Consider the following 17,279-nt stretch of genomic DNA (forward strand, 5'->3'; position numbering starts at 1 on the left):
TTGCCGCTCAGCGCAGATCGGCGACGGGTCCCGTGCCGGCGGCGGGGCCGGCGTGCGGGAGGGGGCCCGTGGTCGTGGCGGGCCCCGCGTTCGCGACGGGTTCCGTGCCCGTGGCGGGCCCCGCGTTTGCGATGGATGCCGTGTTCGGGGCGGGCCCCGCGTTCGGGAGGGATCCTGCGTTCGCGGCGGGTCCCGCGTTCGGGACGGAGCCCATGCCCGGGATCGGTCGCAGCCGGCGGGTCAGCAGTACGGCCACGTCGTCGGCCCGCTCGGTCAGCCGGCCCGCGTCGCGCACCATGCGGTCGACCACGTCGGAGAGGGCGGTGTCGGCGGCGTGTGAGAGGGAGGCGCGCATGCGGTCGATGCCCCGGTCCAGGTCCACGCCCACCTCCTCGACGAGGCCGTCGGTGTACAGCGCCAGGACCGAACCGGGCTCCAGGGCCATTCGGGTCACCGGGTACTCGGCGGCCCGGTCCACCCCGAGCAGCGGGCCGCCGGGCAGTTCGACCACCCGGGTACGGCCGTCCGCACCGCGCAGCAGCGGCGGCGGATGCCCTGCCCGGACCGCCTCGGCCCGACCGCTCTCCGGGTCCAGTTCGATGTAGCAGCAGCTGGCGAACAGGCCGGGATCCAGATCGGCGAGCAGCCGATTGGTACAGCTCACCACCTCGTCGGGCCGCTGCCCCCCGGTGGCGAACGCCCGTACCGCGCTCCGCAGTTGGCCCATCGTGCCGGCCGCGGCCACGCTGTGCCCCTCGACGTCGCCGATCACCAGGCCGACCGCGCGGCCGGTGTCGATCACGTCGTACCAGTCGCCGCCGATCTCCATGCCCTGGGTGCCGGGCAGGTAGCGGGCCACCACCTCCAGGTTCGGCAGCGTCGGCAGCCGGTGCGGGAGCAGCGCGTGTTGCAGGCCCCGGGCGAGGGCGAATTCCGCGTCGTAGAGCCGGGCCCGCTCCAGGGCCTGGGCGATCAGGCCGCTCAGCGCGGTGAGCACCGAGCGCTCCTCGGGGGTGAACGTGTGCCGCCGGTCGAAGCCGAGGATGCAGCTGCCGACCGCCCGGTCGGAGGCGATCAGCGGCAGGAAGGCCCACGTGGACATCTCGTCCAGCGGGATCCCGGGATACGCCGCGGTCAGCTCCTCCGCCGACTCGATGAAGATCGGTACACCCCGGGTCAGCGCCTCCACGCCGGGCAGCGCCGCGTCCAGCGGGACGCCCTCGAAGCGGTCCAGGAAGCCCTCGGGGTAGCCGCTTTCCAGGGCCAGGAAGAAACGTTTGTCGCGGACCACGTAGATGGCCAGCTCCCGGCCGCCGAACGCGGGCAGGATCTGGTCGGCGACCACCTCGCACACCTCGCCGACGGACACGGCCTCGGTGAGCGCGCCGGCCATCTGGAGCACGTGGTAGATCGCGCCGAGCCTGGGCGGGGCGGCCTCGGTCTCCGGCGCTCCGGTCGGGCGAGCGGCCTCGGCTTCGTCCGCCGCCTCGCTTGCGCCGGGCGGCGGGGCGACCGGGACCACCTTGCCGGTCAGGCCGTACGGGTCGGGGTAGAGCGAGAACGACAGCCAGCGGTCGCGCGGGGTGCGGGCCAGGAACGAGCCGGGTTGCTGGGAGAGCATCGCGGCCCGGTAGCGGTCCTCGTACGCCGGGTCGGCGAGCCACGGCAGCGCGTCCCAGGGGGCGCGGCCGAGTACGTCCTCCAGGCGCACCCCGAGCAGGTCGGCCAGGTTGCGGCTGGCGTAGGTGACCCGGCCCTCGCCGTCGAGCGAGAAGACGCCGTCGCGCAGCCGCTCCACGGCCTCCGCGGCGGCGGCCCCGGTGCCGAGGTCCAGGACGGCGCCGACCAGGTGCCGGGCCCGGCCGCCGGTCTCGTCCTCGGGGATGCGCCCCCACACCTCCAGCGGCCGGCGCGTGCCGTCGGGGCCGGCCACCTGGAGGCGCCAGGCCAGTACCCGCCCGGTCTCCACAGCCCGATGCGCGGCCTCGCGGAACTCGCGCCCGCCGCCGGAGACCACCCGGGCGGCCAGCGTGGCCGCGCGGCGGTCGAAGTCTGCCGGGGCGATGCCGAACAACTCGCACAGTTCCTCGTCGGCGTCGAAGTCGCCGGTGGTCACGTTCCAGTCGAACAGGCCCACCCGGATCAGCGGGAAGGTGTCGGTGGGCAGCAGGGTCACGGTCGGCGGACCGTCGTAGGCGATGTCGGTGCCGGGACCGCTGCGGGCGCTCAGGGCGTTGCCGAGCCGTTTGGCCGCCGCGCGCAGGCGGCGCCTTCGGGCGGCCGGCAGTCCGCGCCCGGGGGAGGCGGGCCACATCAGCGTGACCACGCCGAACGTCTCGCCGCCGTTGCCGTTGCCGTTGCCGCGGCCGCGGCCGCGGCCGCGGACGGGGGCCGAGGCGGACGCGTAGGCGTACGGCATGCCGAGCGCCAGCTGCGGGAAGCGCCGCATGGTGTCGCCGTCGTCGGCCAGGAACACGATGCGGCCGGTGCGGTACGCCTCCGGCGCGGGCAGCGCGCCCGTGACCGGGACCCGGCTCCACGGGCCGAGCAGGGACACGGCCAGGCCCGCGACCTTGGCGAGAACCAGCGAGCGGCGGTCGGGCGAGCGCAGATAGACCACCCCGGCGTACGCCCCGGTGGCCCGCACCGCCGCGTCCAGGCAATTGGAGCAGTCGGCCAGGATCCCGTCGACGTGGTCGTCACGATCGGCGCCGCTCCGAATCACGGGCAGGGAGAGTGGCCCGGTATCGGCCCCGGGACCGCTTCCGCTCATCGGCGCCTCCCTCGTCCCACGAATCCCGACAACACCCGACCTCGAGCTCGTCCGGTCCGGTGCAGCGACCGGTCCGCCGGTTGCGCGCACCTAGTCTCGGAGTACGCCTGCCCGGAATCAATGTCAAACGGGCAAATGCACCCGAAGCAAACAAACCTCCAACTCCCCAACCAACCCGCCCCCGCTCCCGCCCACTCCCACCCAGGCCACACCCACCCCCACCGACCCCTTCCCCCGCCCGGCCTGCCCGGGCTATCCGGCGTACCCGGCCCACCGGGTCCGGCTCGGCCCTGCCCGGCGGTTGCCTGGTCCCATTCGGCCCCGCCCGGTCGTCGCTCGGCCCCGTGCGGCTTCCCGCTCGGCTTCTGCCCGGCCGCCGCCCGGTTCGGATCGGTCTCGCCCAGCCCCGTCCGGCCTTCGCCTACCCCCGCTCGGCCCGCCCCCGGTCCGGCCGCGCTTGGCGCCGTTCGGGCCTTGTCCGGCCGTGCTCGGTCCCGTTGGGCTCCGGGTGGGCTGAATTGGGGATGGGGACTGGTGGCTGTGGGGGTGTTGGGTTGTTCGGGTGAAAACGGGGCTGGGTGGGGCGTGTCGATGTGGGGGGAGTGGGTGCGGGCGGCACGGTCGGAATGTCCCATTTTCAGGTGATACGACCAATGTCGTTCGCCCTCATCGTGGAGCGCCCATCGTGATGCCATCCCTACGCAGTTCGACCACCCGTCTCCGGCGGCCGACCGTCGCGGCGATCGCGCTGGGCGCCGCCGTGTTCGCCGGCGCCGGCCCGGCGTACGCGTTGCCTCTGGCGCCGGGGGACAACGGTGACGTCAAGGTGCACATGAGCACCACCTCGCCGACCGACCAGCGGGACGAGCCCAAGGTCTGCCTGTTCAATCTGGCGGCGTTCAACTTCGACACCGTGCAGCAGGTCACCTACACGATCGCCGCGCAGCCGCCCAAGGCCGACGGCCCCGTCCTCGGGGGTTCGATCACCCTCACCGACGGCACCGGGCACACCGGGACCCTCACCCTGCCCAACGGGCAGTACAAGCTCGTGTGGACCTTCGCGGGCGAGAACGGAACGGGCAAGCAGAAGGTCTTCAAGGTCGACTGTCCCCCGGGGACGACCGGTGGCGTCACCACGGCCGGCAGCACCGGCGGACGTCCGGCCGGCAGCGTCAACGCCGGTGGCGGCGGCGGTGCCTCGACGTTCGACGCGGGCGAGGTGACCGTCGGCGCGGTGGTGGCCGGTGCCGCCCTCGCCGGCTTCGGGATCCACCTCGTCCGTCGTCGCCGGGCCACGGGCGATGGCACGTCCTGACACACGGTCGGCGCACCGTGCCCGTCGCTCCGGCCCGCTGGCGGCCGGAGCGACCGCGCTGGCGCTGATCGCCGGACTGTGGTTGGTCCACCACGGTTCGGGGGACGGCGGCGTCGATCGGCCGCCGGCTCCCGTCGCGGACGTGGCCGCCGTCCCGCACGCTCGGGTGCCCGCCGACGGGCCGCGCCGGGTGGACGCCGCACCGCTGCCGGAGTCGGTGCCGGTCAGGATGCGGATCCCGGCGATCGGCGTGAACGCGCCGATGGGCACGCTCGGCACCGGTCCGGACCGCCGACTGGTCACCCCGCCGGTGGGCAACAGGAACCTGGTCGGCTGGTATCGCGACGGAGTCGCGCCGGGGGCTCGCGGCAACGCGGTCACGGTCGGTCACGCGGACACCCGCTCCGGCCCGGCCGTGTTCTTCAAGCTCGGCCTGCTGCGCGTCGGCGACCGGATCGAGGTCCAGCGCCGGGACCGCAAGACGGCGGTGTTCAGCATCGACGCGGTCCGGTCCTTCCCGAAGGACGCCTTCCCGGACGACGTCGTCTACGGCGCCACCGACGCCGCCGAACTACGCGTGATCACCTGCGGCGGCCACTACGACAAACGCACCGGCTACGCCGCGAACGTCGTGGTTTTTGCCCATTTGACCGCCACTCGATAGCCCCCGGGTAGCCCCCGACAGCCCCGATGGCCCCCATGCCGACCCGCTCTCATGCCCCCGTGAGGCGGGATCGGGACGGGGGCGGGTCGTGGGCTCAGGTGGTGGCCTTGCGGAACCAGGACAGGGTTTCGGCGATCGCCGTTGCGTGAGGGGTCGGGGGGAGGGGGCCGAAGGTGTCGGTGAAGCTTGTGGAGTCGACGACGAAGGGGCGGTCGCGTTGGTACCAGGTTTCGCCCAGGGCGCGCACCGTCGGGTTCACCAGGCCGAGTAGGCGCTGGGCGGTGTGGCCCACCGCCGCGGACTTGCCGGGGCGGCCCAGTTCCGCGAACAGCAGGTCGAGGAACTGTTTGCCCGTCAGCGGTTCGGCCGTGGGTACGTGCCAGGCCCGGCCGTCGGCCCGGGCGTCCTCGCCGAGCACCGCCAGCCCCTTGGCGAAGTCGGGCAGGTAGCTGAGCGAGTGCGGCTGGTCCGGTGAGCCCACCCACCGCACCACCTTGCCCCGCACCGCGGCGCCGAACACCGTGTCGCCCACCGTGCTGTTCACCCCGCGCGGCCCGAAGTAGTCGGAGGCCCGCCCGATCGCCACCCGCAGTTCGCCGGCCTCGTGCGCGGCCAGCAACGACCGTGCCATCGTGGCCCGCACCCGCCCCTTGGGGTTCTCCGCGGCGTAGGGCAGGTCCTCCGTCATCGCGCCGCTCACCGGCCCGTACATGTAGAGGTTGTCGGCGAACACCAGCTTGGCCCCGGCCGCCGCCGCGCCCCGGCGGATCGCTTCGGTCAGCGGCGGGAACTCGCTCACCCAGGCCGTATAGGCCGGCGCCGCGCAGTGGTACACCACCGCGGCCCCGGCGCACGCGGCGGTCGCGCCGTCCGGCGTGGTGACATCGCCGCGCACCACCTCGACGCCCTCGGGCACGGTGAGCCCGCCGCTGCGGTTGACGGCCCGGATCCGCCGGCCGCGAGCGTGCAGTTCGTCGACGAGTGTGGCGCCGACGGCACCGCCGGCGCCGAGGACCACGTGCAGTTCGGACGCGGTGGACATGTGGACTCCCGAGAGTGGCCCCGATGCGGCGGCGGACGACCCGTCGCGGCGAGGGTGACTTTGATTACAGCGTTATGTAACAGCGTTGCGTTACAGTTGTCAACATGGGACGGCCACGTACGCGCGATTGGGACGAACTGCGTCGCGCATTGATCGACGCCGCCGGTCGACTGCTCGCCACCGAGGGTCCACAGGCGCTCAGCACCCGGCGGGTCGCCCACGAGGTGGGCACCTCGACGACCGCCGTCTACAACCTCTTCGAGGACAAGGCGGGCCTGCTGCGCGCGATGTTCCTGGACGGCTTCGCGGCGCTGGAGGAGCGGTTCGCCCTGGTGCCGGTGGACGGCGACCCCGAGGCCGATCTGCTGGCCCTGGGCCACGCCTACCGCGCCGCGGCCCGGGCCAATCCGCACCGCTACGATCTGATGTTCGGCCGACCGATCGCCGAATTCCGCCCCGACGAGGCGGACCTGGCCCGGATCGGCGGCACCCACGACACGCTGCTGCGCGCGGTCGCCCGTTGTGTGGACGCCGGCCGGTTCGGGCCCGCCGACCCGGCGGACATCGCCGCCCACATGAGTGCCCTCGTCCACGGGTTGGCCAGTCTGGAACTGCGCGGCGCGCTGGGCGACGAGGAGTGCGCCGACCGCCGCTGGCGCCTGGCCCTGGAGGCCGCGTGTCGCGGCCATCGCCCCGAGCCGGCCGGGGAGGAGGGTCCACCGAACGTCCACCGAACGGAAGCCGAATAATCCGGTCGCCGTTGTCGGTGGGCTTGCCTACGCTCGTCCCATTACCACGCGACCTCACCTCGGGGGAACCCTCATGAGCATGCCGAATTACACCCAGGACCCGCTGGTGCGCCTCGACCGCCACCGAATCGAGTTCACCATCTACCCCGGCGACCACCACGCACTCGGTTTCGTCGCCACGCGCGCCAGGTGCTCGTGCGGTACCTGGGAGTCCAACCGCCCCTGGGCACGCGCCGATCACCTGCGGGCATTCGGTCGGCACATGGGCGACGTCCAGGTCATCGCGCACACCGTGCCCAGAGAGTACGAGCGCCTGGCCGTGGTGCCGTTGCGCTGCGTCGACGCCGAGCACGCCGCCGCCGTGGTCCGCGAGTGGCCGGAGCCACAGGACGCCGAACACGGCCTGTTCCGACGCGAGGAAACCATCTACATCGCCTATGGGGACAGCGAGTTCCCCTGCTCCGTCGCGGTCTGGGCACACCTGCGCGGACACGTGAGCGACGTCTACGCCGGACGCATGTTGCGCGATGTGGCCTGACCCGGCTCCGCGTCCGGCCTCCCACCCGGGTTCCGCGACCGGTGGATAGGCTGCACGACATGCGTTGACGCCTGCCCGCGCCCCGGGCACCCCCGCGACTCCTTCGGACCCGCATGAAACCCGGATCTCACGAAGGAGACAACCGAAATGACCACGTCGACACCCCTCGACGTCCCCGACACGTTCGCCGCGGCGCACGGCGGGACCGCCGCCGGTCGAGCCTGGATCGCCGCACTGCCGACCCTGGCCGCCGACGTCATGGACCGCTGGTCCCTGCGTCCGGACGGCCCCGTCGCCCACGGCATGGCCGCCGTCGTGCTCCCGGTGACCCACGCCGACGGTACGCCCGCCGTACTGCGGCTCCAGCAGGTCGCCGAGGACAACGCCGGCGTCGTGCCCGGCCTGCGGGCCTGGCGGGGCGACGGCATCGTGCGCCTGCTCGACCACGACCCGGACACCGACGCCCAACTCCTCGAACGCCTCGACGCGACGCGCACGTTGGCGGCGCTGCCCGACGACGCCGTCGCCACACAGACCCTCGCCGAGCTGATGGCCCGCCTGGTCGCGGTACCGGCGCCCGCCGGGATGCGCCGACTGGCCGACATCGCCGCGGCCATGCTCGACGACACCCCCCGCGCGGTGGCGGCGCTGGCCGACCCGACCGAACGCCGGCTCGTGCGCACCTGCGCGTCGGCCGTGGCCGAACTCGTCGACGAACCCGGCGATCGCCTGCTGCACTGGGACCTGCACTACGACAACATCCTGGCCGGCGAGCGCGAGCCGTGGCTGGCCATCGATCCCGAACCACTGGCCGGCGACCCCGGCTTCGACCTGTGGCCGGCGCTGGACAGCCGCCTGTCCGAGGTCGTCGCGACGGGCGACGTGGCCCGCACGGTGTACCGCCGCTTCGACCGACTCACCGAGGTGGTCGGCCTGGACCGACAACGCGCCGTCGGCTGGACCCTCGGCCGGATCCTGCAGAACGCGCTGTGGGACGTCGAGGACGGCAACACCGCCCTCGATCCGGCCCAGGTCGCACTCGCCGAGGCCCTGCTGCGTCGTTAAGCCGTGTCCTTCGGGCGGAACGGGCCGTCCAGGGCCGCCCATTGCAGCAGCATGATGGTCTTGGCGTCCGCGATCCGACCGTCCCGGATCATCGCCAACGCCTCGGTGAACGGCAGTTCCAGGGTGTCGATGTCCTCGCCCTCGGCGGCGATCCCGCCGCCGAGGCCGGCGGCCGTGCCGGGGCCGTACGGGGCGGCGAAGAAGTGCACCCGCTCGGTGACCGAACCCGGGCTCATGTAGACGTCGAAGACGTGTTCGGGCGTACCGACGACGTGTCCGGTCTCCTCGGCCGCCTCGCGGCGGATGGCCTCCTCGGGGGCGTCGCCGTCGAGGAGGCCGGCGGCGGTCTCGATCAGGAAGCCGTCCGGGTGCTCGTTGACGTAGGCGGGCAGCCGGAACTGGCGGGTCAGCAACACCGTGCGCTGCTCCACGTCGTAGAGCAGGATCGTGGCGCCGTCGCCCCGGTCGTAGTTCTCGCGCTGCTCGCGGCTCCAGTGACCGTCGGCATGTCGGTAGTCGAAGGTGGTCTTGCGCAGCACATACCAGTCGCAGGACAACACCTCCACGTCGTGGATCCGCACCCTCGGGTTGCGGGTGAGGTCGCGGCCGTAGCGGTCGAGGCCGGTGCGACCGCGCCGGTCGGGGGTGTCGATGCCGTCGGTCATCGGGTGACCTTTCGTCTCGTGCGGTGGAGAGGAGTGAGGCGAGGCGTGGCGAGGTGGGTCCGGGTGGTCGGGTCGGGGTGCCAGGATGCCGGCCGGGCCTCGGGAGACGTGCGGTGGCGTTCGGGGGCAGGGGGTTGCCGCGGGCCTGTCTATAGTCGTTAGTGAGATGACTGACTCGGTGCAGAAGAAGAGCCGGAGCCGGGCCGACGGCAGGCCCGGCAAGCGGGAGCGGTTGGTCGCGGCGACCGCGCAGGTCGTGTATCGGCAGGGGGTCGAGCGGACCACACTGGCCGACATCGCCGCCGAGGCCGACGTGCCGGTGGGCAACGTCTACTACTACTTCCGGACCAAGGACCAACTCGTCGAGGCCGCGGTCGGCGACCACGAGCGGCGGCTGCGCGAACTGATCGCGGCCCTGGCCGAACTGCCCACCCCGCGCGAGCGGTTGCGTGCCCTGGTCGAGGGCTGGGTGGGGGAGCGCGACCTCGCGGTGCGGTACGGGTGTCCGTTCGGCACGCTGGTGTCGGAGTTGGACAAGCGCGAGGACGAACCGGCTCGGCTCGCCGCCGACGTCATGCGGCTGCTGCTGGACTGGGCCGGGGAACAGTTCCGGGCGATGGGACGCGGGGACGACGCGCGTGAGCTGGCGATGGCCCTGGTCGGCGCGTACCAGGGCATGTCGTTGCTGACCAACACGCTCCGGGATCCGGAGATCATGGTCGTGCAGGGGGCGCGGCTGCTGGAGTGGATCGACGGGTTGGGCGAGGGGTAGCGCACGCGCCAGGGGCGGCGAGAAAAGTTTCGTCGGTCGTGTCGATCCGGCCGTCTCTCATTCGTCGTCCTGGTGTGCGGCAGGCCGGCCCGGGCTGCCGGGCGGGACACCATCGGACAAAACGGAGTCGGACCATGAAATACATGTTGCTGATCCACAGCGGTGCGGTCGACGCGGAGGGCGGGGCCCCCGAGTGCGGCGTCGAGGAGTGGATGGCCTACGACAAGGAAGTCAAGGACGCGGGCATCTTCGTGTCCGGGGAGTCGTTGGCGGATCTGGTCACCGCGACCACGGTGCGGGTCGGCGAGGCCGGTGAGCGGATCGTGACCGACGGGCCGTTCGCGGAGTCCCGGGAGGTGCTGGGCGGGTTCTACGTTATCGACGTGCCCGATCTGGACGTCGCGCTGGACTGGGCCGCGCGGTGTCCCGGGGCGCGGGGCAGCGGCGCGATGGTGGTCCGGCCGATCGCCGACTTCTCGGTCTGACCGCGATGGACGAGCGAGCCGCCGGCCCCGACGAACCCGGGAGGGCGGGCGTGGACGCCTCGGTGGAATCGGTGTTCCGCGAGGAGCGGGGCCGGTTGCTTGCCTCCCTCGCGCGCCGTTTCGGTGATCTGGACCTGGCCGAGGAGGTCGCCTCGGAGGCGATCGAGGCCGCGCTGGTGCACTGGCCGGTCGACGGCGTACCGACGCGCCCCGGCGCCTGGTTGTTGACCACCGCGCGGCGGCGGGCGGTGGACCGGCTGCGTCGGGACCGGACGTACGCCGCGCGGCTGGCCGTGTTGCAGGTGGAGGCGGACCGGGCCGATCCGGCGCCCGCGGCCGATGCCGACGGCGAATTGCCCGACGAGCGCCTCCAGCTGTTCTTCACCTGCGCGCATCCCGCCCTGCCCGCCGAGGACCGCGGGGCGCTGACGCTGCGCTGCCTGGCCGGGCTGACCACACCCGAGGTGGCCCGCGCGTACCTGGTGCCGACCGCGACCATGGCCCAGCGGATCGTCCGGGCGAAGAAGAAGATCCGCGAGGCCCGCATCCCGTTCCGGGTGCCCGGCGTGGACGAGTTGCCGGCCCGGTTGCCGGGGGTGCTCCAGGTGCTCTACTCGATTTTCACCGAGGGGTACGCGGCCAGTTCGGGGCCGATGTTGCAGCGGTCGGACCTCGCGGAGGAGGCGATCCGGCTGGCCCGGATCCTGCGCCGGCTGCTGCCCGCCGAACGGGAGCCGGCCGGGCTGCTCGGGCTGATGTTGCTGATCCACGCGCGCCGCGCGGCGCGGGTCGATGCGGCCGGGGCATTGGTGTTGTTGGCCGATCAGGACCGGGGGCGGTGGGACCGGGCGATGATCGAGGAGGGCCGGGAGCTGGTCCGGGTGGCGCTGACGGGTGGGCCGCCCGGTAGGTACGGGGTGCAGGCCGCGATCGCCGCGCTGCACGACGAGGCGGCGGATCCGACCACGACGGACTGGCCGCAGGTGGTGGCACTGTACGACGTGTTGTTCGCGCTCACGCCGTCGCCGATCGTGGCGCTGAACCGGGCGGTGGCGGTGGCGATGCGGGACGGGCCGGAAGCGGGGTTGGCGCTGCTGGACGCGCTGGCGGACGAGCCGAGATTGCGGGGGCATCATCCGTATCCGGCGGCGCGGGCGGAGCTGTTGTACCGGTGCGGGCGGTTCGCCGAGGCGGCGGTGGCCTATCGGGAGGCGTTGGAGCAGGTGGGCACGGATCCGGAACGGGCGCATTTGTTGCGGGGACTGGCGGCGGCGGAGGCCGGTTCGCGGGACAGGTGAGGTTCGTCGGCGCGGCTCGGGCGGGTGTCGGCGGGGCCGGCGGGATCATGGGGGCGCGGTCGGGGTCGGCCGTCCCGGGCGGGTATTGCCCGGGTGGTCGTGGCGAGGGGTGGCGGGCGTGGAGGATCGGGCCGAGCGGCTGGCGCGGGTGGCACGGGGCTGGGACGAGGCCGCGGAGGGGTACGAGTCCTACTTCGTGCCCCGATTCGCGCCGTGGGTACGAGCGGCGGTGACCGCGGTCGGGTCGTTGCCGGACGGGCCGATCCTGGTGCCGTGTTGTGGCACGTTTCCCGAACTCGAACTGCTGACCGAGGACTTCGACGCCCGGGAGATCGTCGGCATCGACCTGTCCCCGGGCATGGTGCGACTGGCTCGGGAACGGGTGGCCGGCCGGCCCGGCGTCACGGTCGTCGAAGGCGACGCCTCGACCCTGGACGCGCGATGGTCGGGCCGGTGTGCGGCGATCGTGTCGGTGTTCGGGCTCCAGCAGTTGCCCGAGCCGGATCACGCGCTCGCATCGTGGGTCGGGGCGCTGCGTCCGGGCGGTCGGCTCGCGGTGGTCTTCTGGCCGGACGGGATCGAGGAGACCGGCCCGTTCGCGCTGCTCGGCGAGGTGATCCGGGCCCGGATGCCGGCGTCCGACCGCTCCTGGGAGGGGCGCCTGCTCGCCGCGATCACGGGGCGGGGCGCGACCATCGAGCGGGACGTGGACCTGGTGTACCCGATGTCCCACCCGGACGCGGCGGCCTTCTTCGACGCGTTCACCCGCTCCGGTCCGCTGCGCGCGCTGACCCTGGCCCGGGGCGAGGCGTTCATGGCCGAACTGCGCGAGGAGTTCCTGCGTCGGGCCGTGGCGGGGGAGTGGCATCACGAGCCGCGGGCGCGGATGTTGGTGGCGCGTCGCTGAGCGGGCTTCGGGTCGGTGGAGGTGCGGTGTTCCCCCCGTCCTGGGTCAGTCCTCGCCCGGTCCTCGGTCAGTCCTCGGTGTCGCCGAGGAATTCCATGCCGTCGAGGACCGTCACCACGACGACGACCATGACGCCGCGCAGGACGCCGTACTCGATGAGCAGGGCCGGTGCCACCATCGCCTGGCGGGTGTCGTCGTCGGGGCCGATCGGGGCGGACGCCTTGGTGTACGGGTCGCGGGCGAGTACCTGGAGGGCCTTGGTGAGCTGCGCGCGCCGCTCGGGCGGCAGCGAGTCGCGGACGGCGGCGGCCGTCTCCGTGTACTCCACGCGGTACGGGCCGCTCGGATGAGCCTTCACGGCGCTCCCCTCCGTTGGCGTTCCGGTCCTGAGGGGACGGTAGCCGCCGGCCGACGCGCTGACCAGACCGGGGCGGGGCGGGTGGCGGCTCGGGTCAGCCTTCGGGTGCCTCGGGGCGCTGCGGACGGCTGCGGCGGCGGTACTGCTGGACGCCCTTGCGGTCGCGGACGGCGAGGCCTCGGGAGCGGAGATCGTCCAGGGCCTGCTCCGCCGCACCGGGGTGCTTGTCGGTCAGGGCACGCTTGCGGGTGCGCAGCAGGGCGTGCGCGGCTTCGTCCAGGTCGGGGGTGCCGTCGACCCAGGGGGTGAAGTCCGCCTCGCGCGGGTCGGTCGTACCGCGCCAGGGATAGGCGAAGCGGGTGAAGGCGTCGCGCAGGTGCTCGGCGGACAGGTCGCCGGCGCGGACCCGGATCAGTTCGGTCTCGGCGGCGTCGAGGGCGACCAGGTCCCGGCCGTCGGTGAACACGGCGTCGATCCGGTCCCGACGCACCTGGAGGCCGGCACCGTCCACGTGGATCGCGATGTGGTCGGCGGTCACCGTCACCACGGGGCTCTCCCGGTGTGCGACGGCCGCCATCCAGGCGCCGATCGCGGCGCCGAGCAGGGTCAGCGCCGGTACCGCCCACACCGTCGGCAGGCGCGCGGCCAGACGCAGCGGGGCGGGGGCCGAGCCGGTCAGATCCAGCAGGGCGCGTACCAGCGGCCCCACCCCGAATCCCGCGCCGAAGCCGAGCAGGGCGGCGCCGACGCCGATCAGCCACAGCCACAGCCGGGGCATTCGGATCGTGACGGCTTGTTTGTCGACCGCTGTCGCGTCCATGGTCTTACTTCGTCTCGCTTTCTCGTGTGTTGTTCGTCGGGTCGGGATTCGGCTCCGGGGCCAGGTAGCGGGCAACGGTGCGGCGCAGGGCCGGTGTCGCGTCGCGGTCGGGGTGGGCGCCCAGGTAGACCGCGTCGACCAGGTTCCGGATCCAGCCGGCCGCCTCGGCCGGGTCGAGTGCGGCGTCGATGGTGCCGTCGGCGATGCCACGGGTGATCAGGCCGACCAGGCCCTCCTGGATCACGGCTTCGGTGCGGGCGATCACCTCGACCAGTTCGGGATCCCGGTCGACCTGGCGCAGCAGTTCGACGAGGATGCCGGCCGCGTGCGGGTCCCGGGCGTCGGCGGCCAGGTCGGTGACCAGGTCGACGATCGCTTCCGCGGGGTGCGCGGCGCCGGCGTGGCGGTCCATCAGCGTGCGCGAGAGGGGCAGGTCGCGTTCGAAGACGGCCCGGAAGACGGCGCGTTTGTCGGGGAAGTAGTAGAAGACGCTCGCCGCGCTCATCCCGGCGGCCCGGGCGATGTCGGCCACGGTGGTCGCCTCGAACCCCTGCTCCGCGAAGCGCGCGGCGGCGGCGACGGCGATCGTTTCGCGCCGCTGGGCGACTCGTTCGGGGTCCGTGGTGCGGGCCACGGGATCGCCGCCTTTCCATGACTGATCGGTCAGTCAGAGAATAGCATCGGTGTTGCCTTCGGCATCTGCCGGCTCGGATTCGGATTCGGAGTCGAAGTGGGATTCGGATTCGGCGAGGTAGTCCTCGTAGACGCCGATCTTGTAGCCGATCAGGTCCATGCACTGGTGCAGTTGGGCGATCTGGCCGGCGATTCGGGACTTGTGCTCGCGGAGGATGGCCAGGCGTTCGCGTTCGGTGCCCTCGCCGGCGCGGGCCAGCTCGGTGTAGTGGCGGATGGCCGGGATGGGCATGCCGGAGCCGCGCAGGACGATGCACATGTTCAGCCAGGCGATGTCGTGTTCGGCGTAGCGGCGGCGTCCGCCCGGGCCGCGCCGGACCGGGTTGGCCAGGATGCCCTCGCGTTCGTAGAAGCGCAGGGTGTCGATGGTCAGGCCGGTACGTGCGGCGACCTCGCCGATGCTCAGGTCGCCGGTGGTGTCCGGGGCGTCGCCGCCCGGGTGTTCGGCCGGCCGGTCGTGCGTGGGGTTGTTCCCGGGGTTCTCCGTCACGTGCCTCAGGATGGGGCTTGACCTGGAGTCGGGTCCAGCTCATAGATTTCCGGGCACCGGAGCGGGCCTCGCGCCGGCCCGCCGAGGGGCGGGTCGGGCCGTACGAGCGTGCCCGCCACCGGGTATCACCGGCAGTCGGGGGACCCCGGCCGGGAACCCAGGAACAAGGAGCACGACCATGCGATACCGCCCGCTCGGCCGCACCGGGATGCACGTCAGCGTGCAGGCGCTCGGCACGATGATGTTCGGCGCGGTGGGCAACCCCGATCACGACGACTGCGTCCGGATCGTGCACGCCGCGCTGGACCAGGGCATCAACTTCGTGGACACGGCCGACATGTACTCGGCCGGCGAGAGCGAGGAGATCGTCGGCAAGGCGCTGCGCGGTCGCCGCGACGACGTGGTGCTGGCCACCAAGGGGCACTTTCCGATGGGCGAAGGTGTCAATCGTGGCGGCAACTCGCGGCGTTGGATCCTGACCGCGGTCGAGGACAGCCTGCGTCGGCTCGGGACGGATCGCATCGACCTCTACCAGATCCACCGCCCCGACGACTCGACCGACATCGAGGAGACCCTGGCCGTCCTGACCGATCTGGTCCGGCAGGGCAAGATCCGGGCGTTCGGCTGCTCGACGTTCCCCGCCGAGGACGTGGTCGAGGCGTATCACGTGGCGGAGCGGCGTGGGCTGTACCGGTTCCGGACCGAGCAGCCGCCGTATTCGATCCTGGCCCGGGGCATCGAGGCGTCGCTGCTCCCGGTGTGCGAGCGGTTGGGCATGGGCGTACTGACCTGGGGTCCGCTCGCCTCCGGGTTCCTCACCGGCCGCTATCGCAAGGACGCGCCGATCGACCTGACCTCGGGTCGGGCCCGGCTCAACCCCGGACGGTTCGATCCGACCCTGCCGGTGAACGTCACCAAGCTCGACATCGTCGAGCGACTGGTCGAGCTGGCCGGGGAGATCGGCTGCACGCTGCCGGAGCTGGCGGTGGCGTTCCCGACCGCGCACCCGGCGGTGACCTCGGTCGTCATCGGGCCGCGCACCATGGAGCAGGCGATGGCGGCGATCAAGGGCGCCTCGCTGGTGCTGGACGACGCGACGCTGGACCGGATCGACGAGATCGTGCCGCCGGGGACGAACGTCTACCACCCGGACGGCGCGTGGACCCATCCGGCGGTGGCCCGCAGTGAGCTGCGGCGGCGGGCGGTGGCGGAGCGGGCGGCGGGGTGACGCGTGTCGGCGCCGAACTCGCTCTCTTCGGTGCCGCACCCCGGTTCTCTTCGGTGTCGAACCCGCTCACCTCGGGAACTTCCCGGGCGTCCCGCCCGACTGACTCCCCGGGTCCGCCTTCGCGGACCGCCTGACGGTACTTCCGGGGAGCGAATCTGTGCGGGCGAGCAAAGTGTGCGGCGTGGCCGCCGTGGTGGCGTTGTTCGCGGCGGGGTGCGGCGGTGACTCCGACAAGACGGCCGAGGTGGGGTCGGGGGCGTCCGCCTCGGCGGCACGGTCGGGCGACGCCGGGTCGGCCGGGTTCCCGGTGAAGGTGACCGACTGCGCCGGGGCCGAGACGACGTTCACCGCGGCGCCGAAGAAGGTGGTCACGAGCAATGCGTCCAGCCTGGAGATGTTGTTCTGGCTCGGCGCGGGCGATCGTGTGGTGGGTACCGGTTTCCCGCCGGGCAAGGGCACCATGCCGGCACCGTTCGCCGCGCAGGCCGAACGGGTCGAGGTGCTCGGCGACATGGTCATCCCCAAGGAGAAACTGCTCGCCTCGGGCGCCGACTTGTACATCGACACCTTCGCCGACATGAGCGGTATGGGGGCGATGGGCTCCGGGCCGTCGCCGAAGGAGTTCGCGGCGGCCGGGATCAAGCACATCTACCTCAAGTCCACCGCGTGTGCGAGTAAACGTGCGGGCGCGCAGGAGGATCTGACCGAGGTCGAGGCCGACATCCGGCAACTCGGCGCGGTCACCGGCACTTCGGCCCGGGCGGAGGAACTGGTCGCGGGCATGCGGCAGACCGTCGGCACGGTTCGCGGCGCGCTCGCCGGCCTGCCGCAGGATCGGCGGCCGACGTACTTCTTCTTCGACTTCGACGCCGGGACCAAGCAGCCGATCGCGGTCTGCGGAAAGCAGGTCGCCAACGCGGTGATCACCCAGGCGGGCGCGCGCAACGTATTCGCCGACTGTGCCGGCGACTTCAAGCCGGTGTCCTGGGAGGACGTGGTCGGAAGGAACCCGGAGTGGATCCAGCTCGGCGTGCGGGACAAGGGCAGCGCGGAGGCCAACGCGAAGGCGTTCGACGAGGCGGAACGTTTCCTGCGCACGTTCGATGCGACGAAGGGGCTGCCGGCGGTCAGGGACGCGAAGTTCGTCCGGGTCGGGTCGGAGCGGACGACGATCGCGGGGGTGCGGAACGCGGACACGGTGCGGGAGATCGCGGGCCGGATTCATCCGGATCTGGTCGAGCCGGGGGCGGGGGCCGCGCCCGGGGCGGGGTCCGGGGCCGGGCCCGGGACGGCTGCCCCTTCGGCTTCCGCTTCCGCGCCGGCTGCGGGGTAGGCGCGGGTGCGTTCGGTGTCCGAGCTGCGGAATCGCCGTCGTGCGGGTGAGGGTGTCGTTCCGCCGGGGTCCGCCGATGCCGCC

Annotated in this window: 18 protein-coding genes; 11 read left to right on the plus strand and 7 right to left on the minus strand. The window is 72.8% G+C overall.

Features of this window, described 5'->3' with window-relative positions:
• Positions 1-7: 7 nt before the first annotated feature.
• Entirely contained in the window at positions 8-2,773 is a 2,766-nt protein-coding gene (locus ACWGR4_RS25605) for a SpoIIE family protein phosphatase (protein WP_452130352.1), read from the minus strand.
• A 688-nt stretch (positions 2,774-3,461) separates the two neighbouring features.
• On the opposite strand from ACWGR4_RS25605, the gene ACWGR4_RS25610 reads away from it, so the two are divergent.
• Positions 3,462-4,088, plus strand: a complete 627-nt coding sequence (locus ACWGR4_RS25610; RefSeq protein ID WP_452130371.1) for a hypothetical protein — start codon at positions 3,462-3,464, stop codon at positions 4,086-4,088.
• Entirely contained in the window at positions 4,075-4,752 is a 678-nt protein-coding gene (locus ACWGR4_RS25615) for a class F sortase (RefSeq protein WP_452134243.1), read from the plus strand. Before ACWGR4_RS25610 ends, ACWGR4_RS25615 begins: the two co-directional genes overlap by 14 nt.
• A 94-nt stretch (positions 4,753-4,846) precedes the next feature.
• On the opposite strand, the gene ACWGR4_RS25620 is transcribed toward ACWGR4_RS25615, so the two are convergent.
• The gene (locus ACWGR4_RS25620; RefSeq protein WP_452130354.1) at positions 4,847-5,794 is read right to left on the minus strand and encodes an NAD-dependent epimerase/dehydratase family protein; all 948 of its coding nucleotides are present in this window, start codon (positions 5,792-5,794) and stop codon (positions 4,847-4,849) included.
• A 104-nt stretch (positions 5,795-5,898) separates the two neighbouring features.
• Here ACWGR4_RS25620 and ACWGR4_RS25625 point away from each other — a divergent pair, with 104 nt between their 5' ends.
• The 3 genes from ACWGR4_RS25625 to ACWGR4_RS25635 all read left to right on the plus strand — a co-directional run bounded on the left by ACWGR4_RS25625 (position 5,899) and on the right by ACWGR4_RS25635 (position 8,146).
• Complete coding sequence (locus tag ACWGR4_RS25625) at positions 5,899-6,543, plus strand: TetR/AcrR family transcriptional regulator (RefSeq protein WP_452130355.1); 645 nt, start codon at positions 5,899-5,901, stop codon at positions 6,541-6,543.
• Positions 6,544-6,616: 73 nt separating this feature from the next.
• A complete protein-coding gene (locus tag ACWGR4_RS25630) occupies positions 6,617-7,081 on the plus strand; it encodes a hypothetical protein (protein ID WP_452130356.1) in 465 nt (154 codons plus the stop codon).
• Positions 7,082-7,228: 147 nt separating this feature from the next.
• Positions 7,229-8,146, plus strand: a complete 918-nt coding sequence (locus ACWGR4_RS25635; RefSeq protein WP_452130357.1) for an aminoglycoside phosphotransferase family protein — start codon at positions 7,229-7,231, stop codon at positions 8,144-8,146.
• Here ACWGR4_RS25635 and ACWGR4_RS25640 read toward each other — a convergent pair.
• Complete coding sequence (locus ACWGR4_RS25640; RefSeq protein ID WP_452130358.1) at positions 8,143-8,811, minus strand: NUDIX domain-containing protein; 669 nt, start codon at positions 8,809-8,811, stop codon at positions 8,143-8,145. The two genes, ACWGR4_RS25635 and ACWGR4_RS25640, sit on opposite strands and share 4 nt — an antisense overlap.
• Positions 8,812-8,977: 166 nt before the next feature.
• On the opposite strand from ACWGR4_RS25640, the gene ACWGR4_RS25645 reads away from it, so the two are divergent.
• The 4 genes from ACWGR4_RS25645 (at position 8,978) to ACWGR4_RS25660 (ending at position 12,273) form a co-directional block, all read left to right on the plus strand.
• Positions 8,978-9,583 carry a TetR/AcrR family transcriptional regulator gene (locus ACWGR4_RS25645; protein ID WP_380003739.1) on the plus strand — a complete coding sequence of 202 codons (606 nt, stop codon included), beginning with the start codon at positions 8,978-8,980 and terminating at the stop codon, positions 9,581-9,583.
• Between the two features lie 134 nt (positions 9,584-9,717).
• Positions 9,718-10,068 carry a YciI family protein gene (locus ACWGR4_RS25650; protein WP_395799394.1) on the plus strand — a complete coding sequence of 117 codons (351 nt, stop codon included), beginning with the start codon at positions 9,718-9,720 and terminating at the stop codon, positions 10,066-10,068.
• Between the two features lie 5 nt (positions 10,069-10,073).
• Positions 10,074-11,366 carry an RNA polymerase sigma factor gene (locus tag ACWGR4_RS25655; protein ID WP_452130359.1) on the plus strand — a complete coding sequence of 431 codons (1,293 nt, stop codon included), beginning with the start codon at positions 10,074-10,076 and terminating at the stop codon, positions 11,364-11,366.
• Positions 11,367-11,484: 118 nt separating this feature from the next.
• Positions 11,485-12,273, plus strand: a complete 789-nt coding sequence (locus ACWGR4_RS25660) for a class I SAM-dependent methyltransferase (protein WP_452130360.1) — start codon at positions 11,485-11,487, stop codon at positions 12,271-12,273.
• 67 nt (positions 12,274-12,340) lie between these two features.
• Here the strand turns inward: ACWGR4_RS25660 and ACWGR4_RS25665 are convergent, their stop codons facing one another.
• The 4 genes from ACWGR4_RS25665 to ACWGR4_RS25680 all read right to left on the minus strand — a co-directional run bounded on the left by ACWGR4_RS25665 (position 12,341) and on the right by ACWGR4_RS25680 (position 14,634).
• On the minus strand, positions 12,341-12,631 hold the full coding sequence (locus ACWGR4_RS25665; protein WP_380003743.1) for a type II toxin-antitoxin system RelE family toxin: 291 nt from the start codon (positions 12,629-12,631) through the stop codon (positions 12,341-12,343).
• Between the two features lie 94 nt (positions 12,632-12,725).
• On the minus strand, positions 12,726-13,451 hold the full coding sequence (locus ACWGR4_RS25670; RefSeq protein WP_380003744.1) for a YqeB family protein: 726 nt from the start codon (positions 13,449-13,451) through the stop codon (positions 12,726-12,728).
• Positions 13,452-13,455: 4 nt separating this feature from the next.
• Complete coding sequence (locus tag ACWGR4_RS25675) at positions 13,456-14,085, minus strand: TetR/AcrR family transcriptional regulator (protein WP_380003745.1); 630 nt, start codon at positions 14,083-14,085, stop codon at positions 13,456-13,458.
• 33 nt (positions 14,086-14,118) lie between these two features.
• Positions 14,119-14,634 carry a MerR family transcriptional regulator gene (locus ACWGR4_RS25680; RefSeq protein WP_452130361.1) on the minus strand — a complete coding sequence of 172 codons (516 nt, stop codon included), beginning with the start codon at positions 14,632-14,634 and terminating at the stop codon, positions 14,119-14,121.
• Between the two features lie 178 nt (positions 14,635-14,812).
• On the opposite strand from ACWGR4_RS25680, the gene ACWGR4_RS25685 reads away from it, so the two are divergent.
• Together ACWGR4_RS25685 and ACWGR4_RS25690 are read left to right on the plus strand one after the other, a co-directional pair.
• A complete protein-coding gene (locus tag ACWGR4_RS25685) occupies positions 14,813-15,862 on the plus strand; it encodes an aldo/keto reductase (protein ID WP_380003747.1) in 1,050 nt (349 codons plus the stop codon).
• A gap of 172 nt (positions 15,863-16,034) precedes the next feature.
• Positions 16,035-17,195, plus strand: coding sequence for an ABC transporter substrate-binding protein (locus ACWGR4_RS25690; protein ID WP_452130372.1), 1,161 nt, complete (start codon positions 16,035-16,037; stop codon positions 17,193-17,195).
• Positions 17,196-17,279: the final 84 nt, after the last annotated feature.

The organism is Embleya sp. NPDC055664, assembly GCF_053618075.1.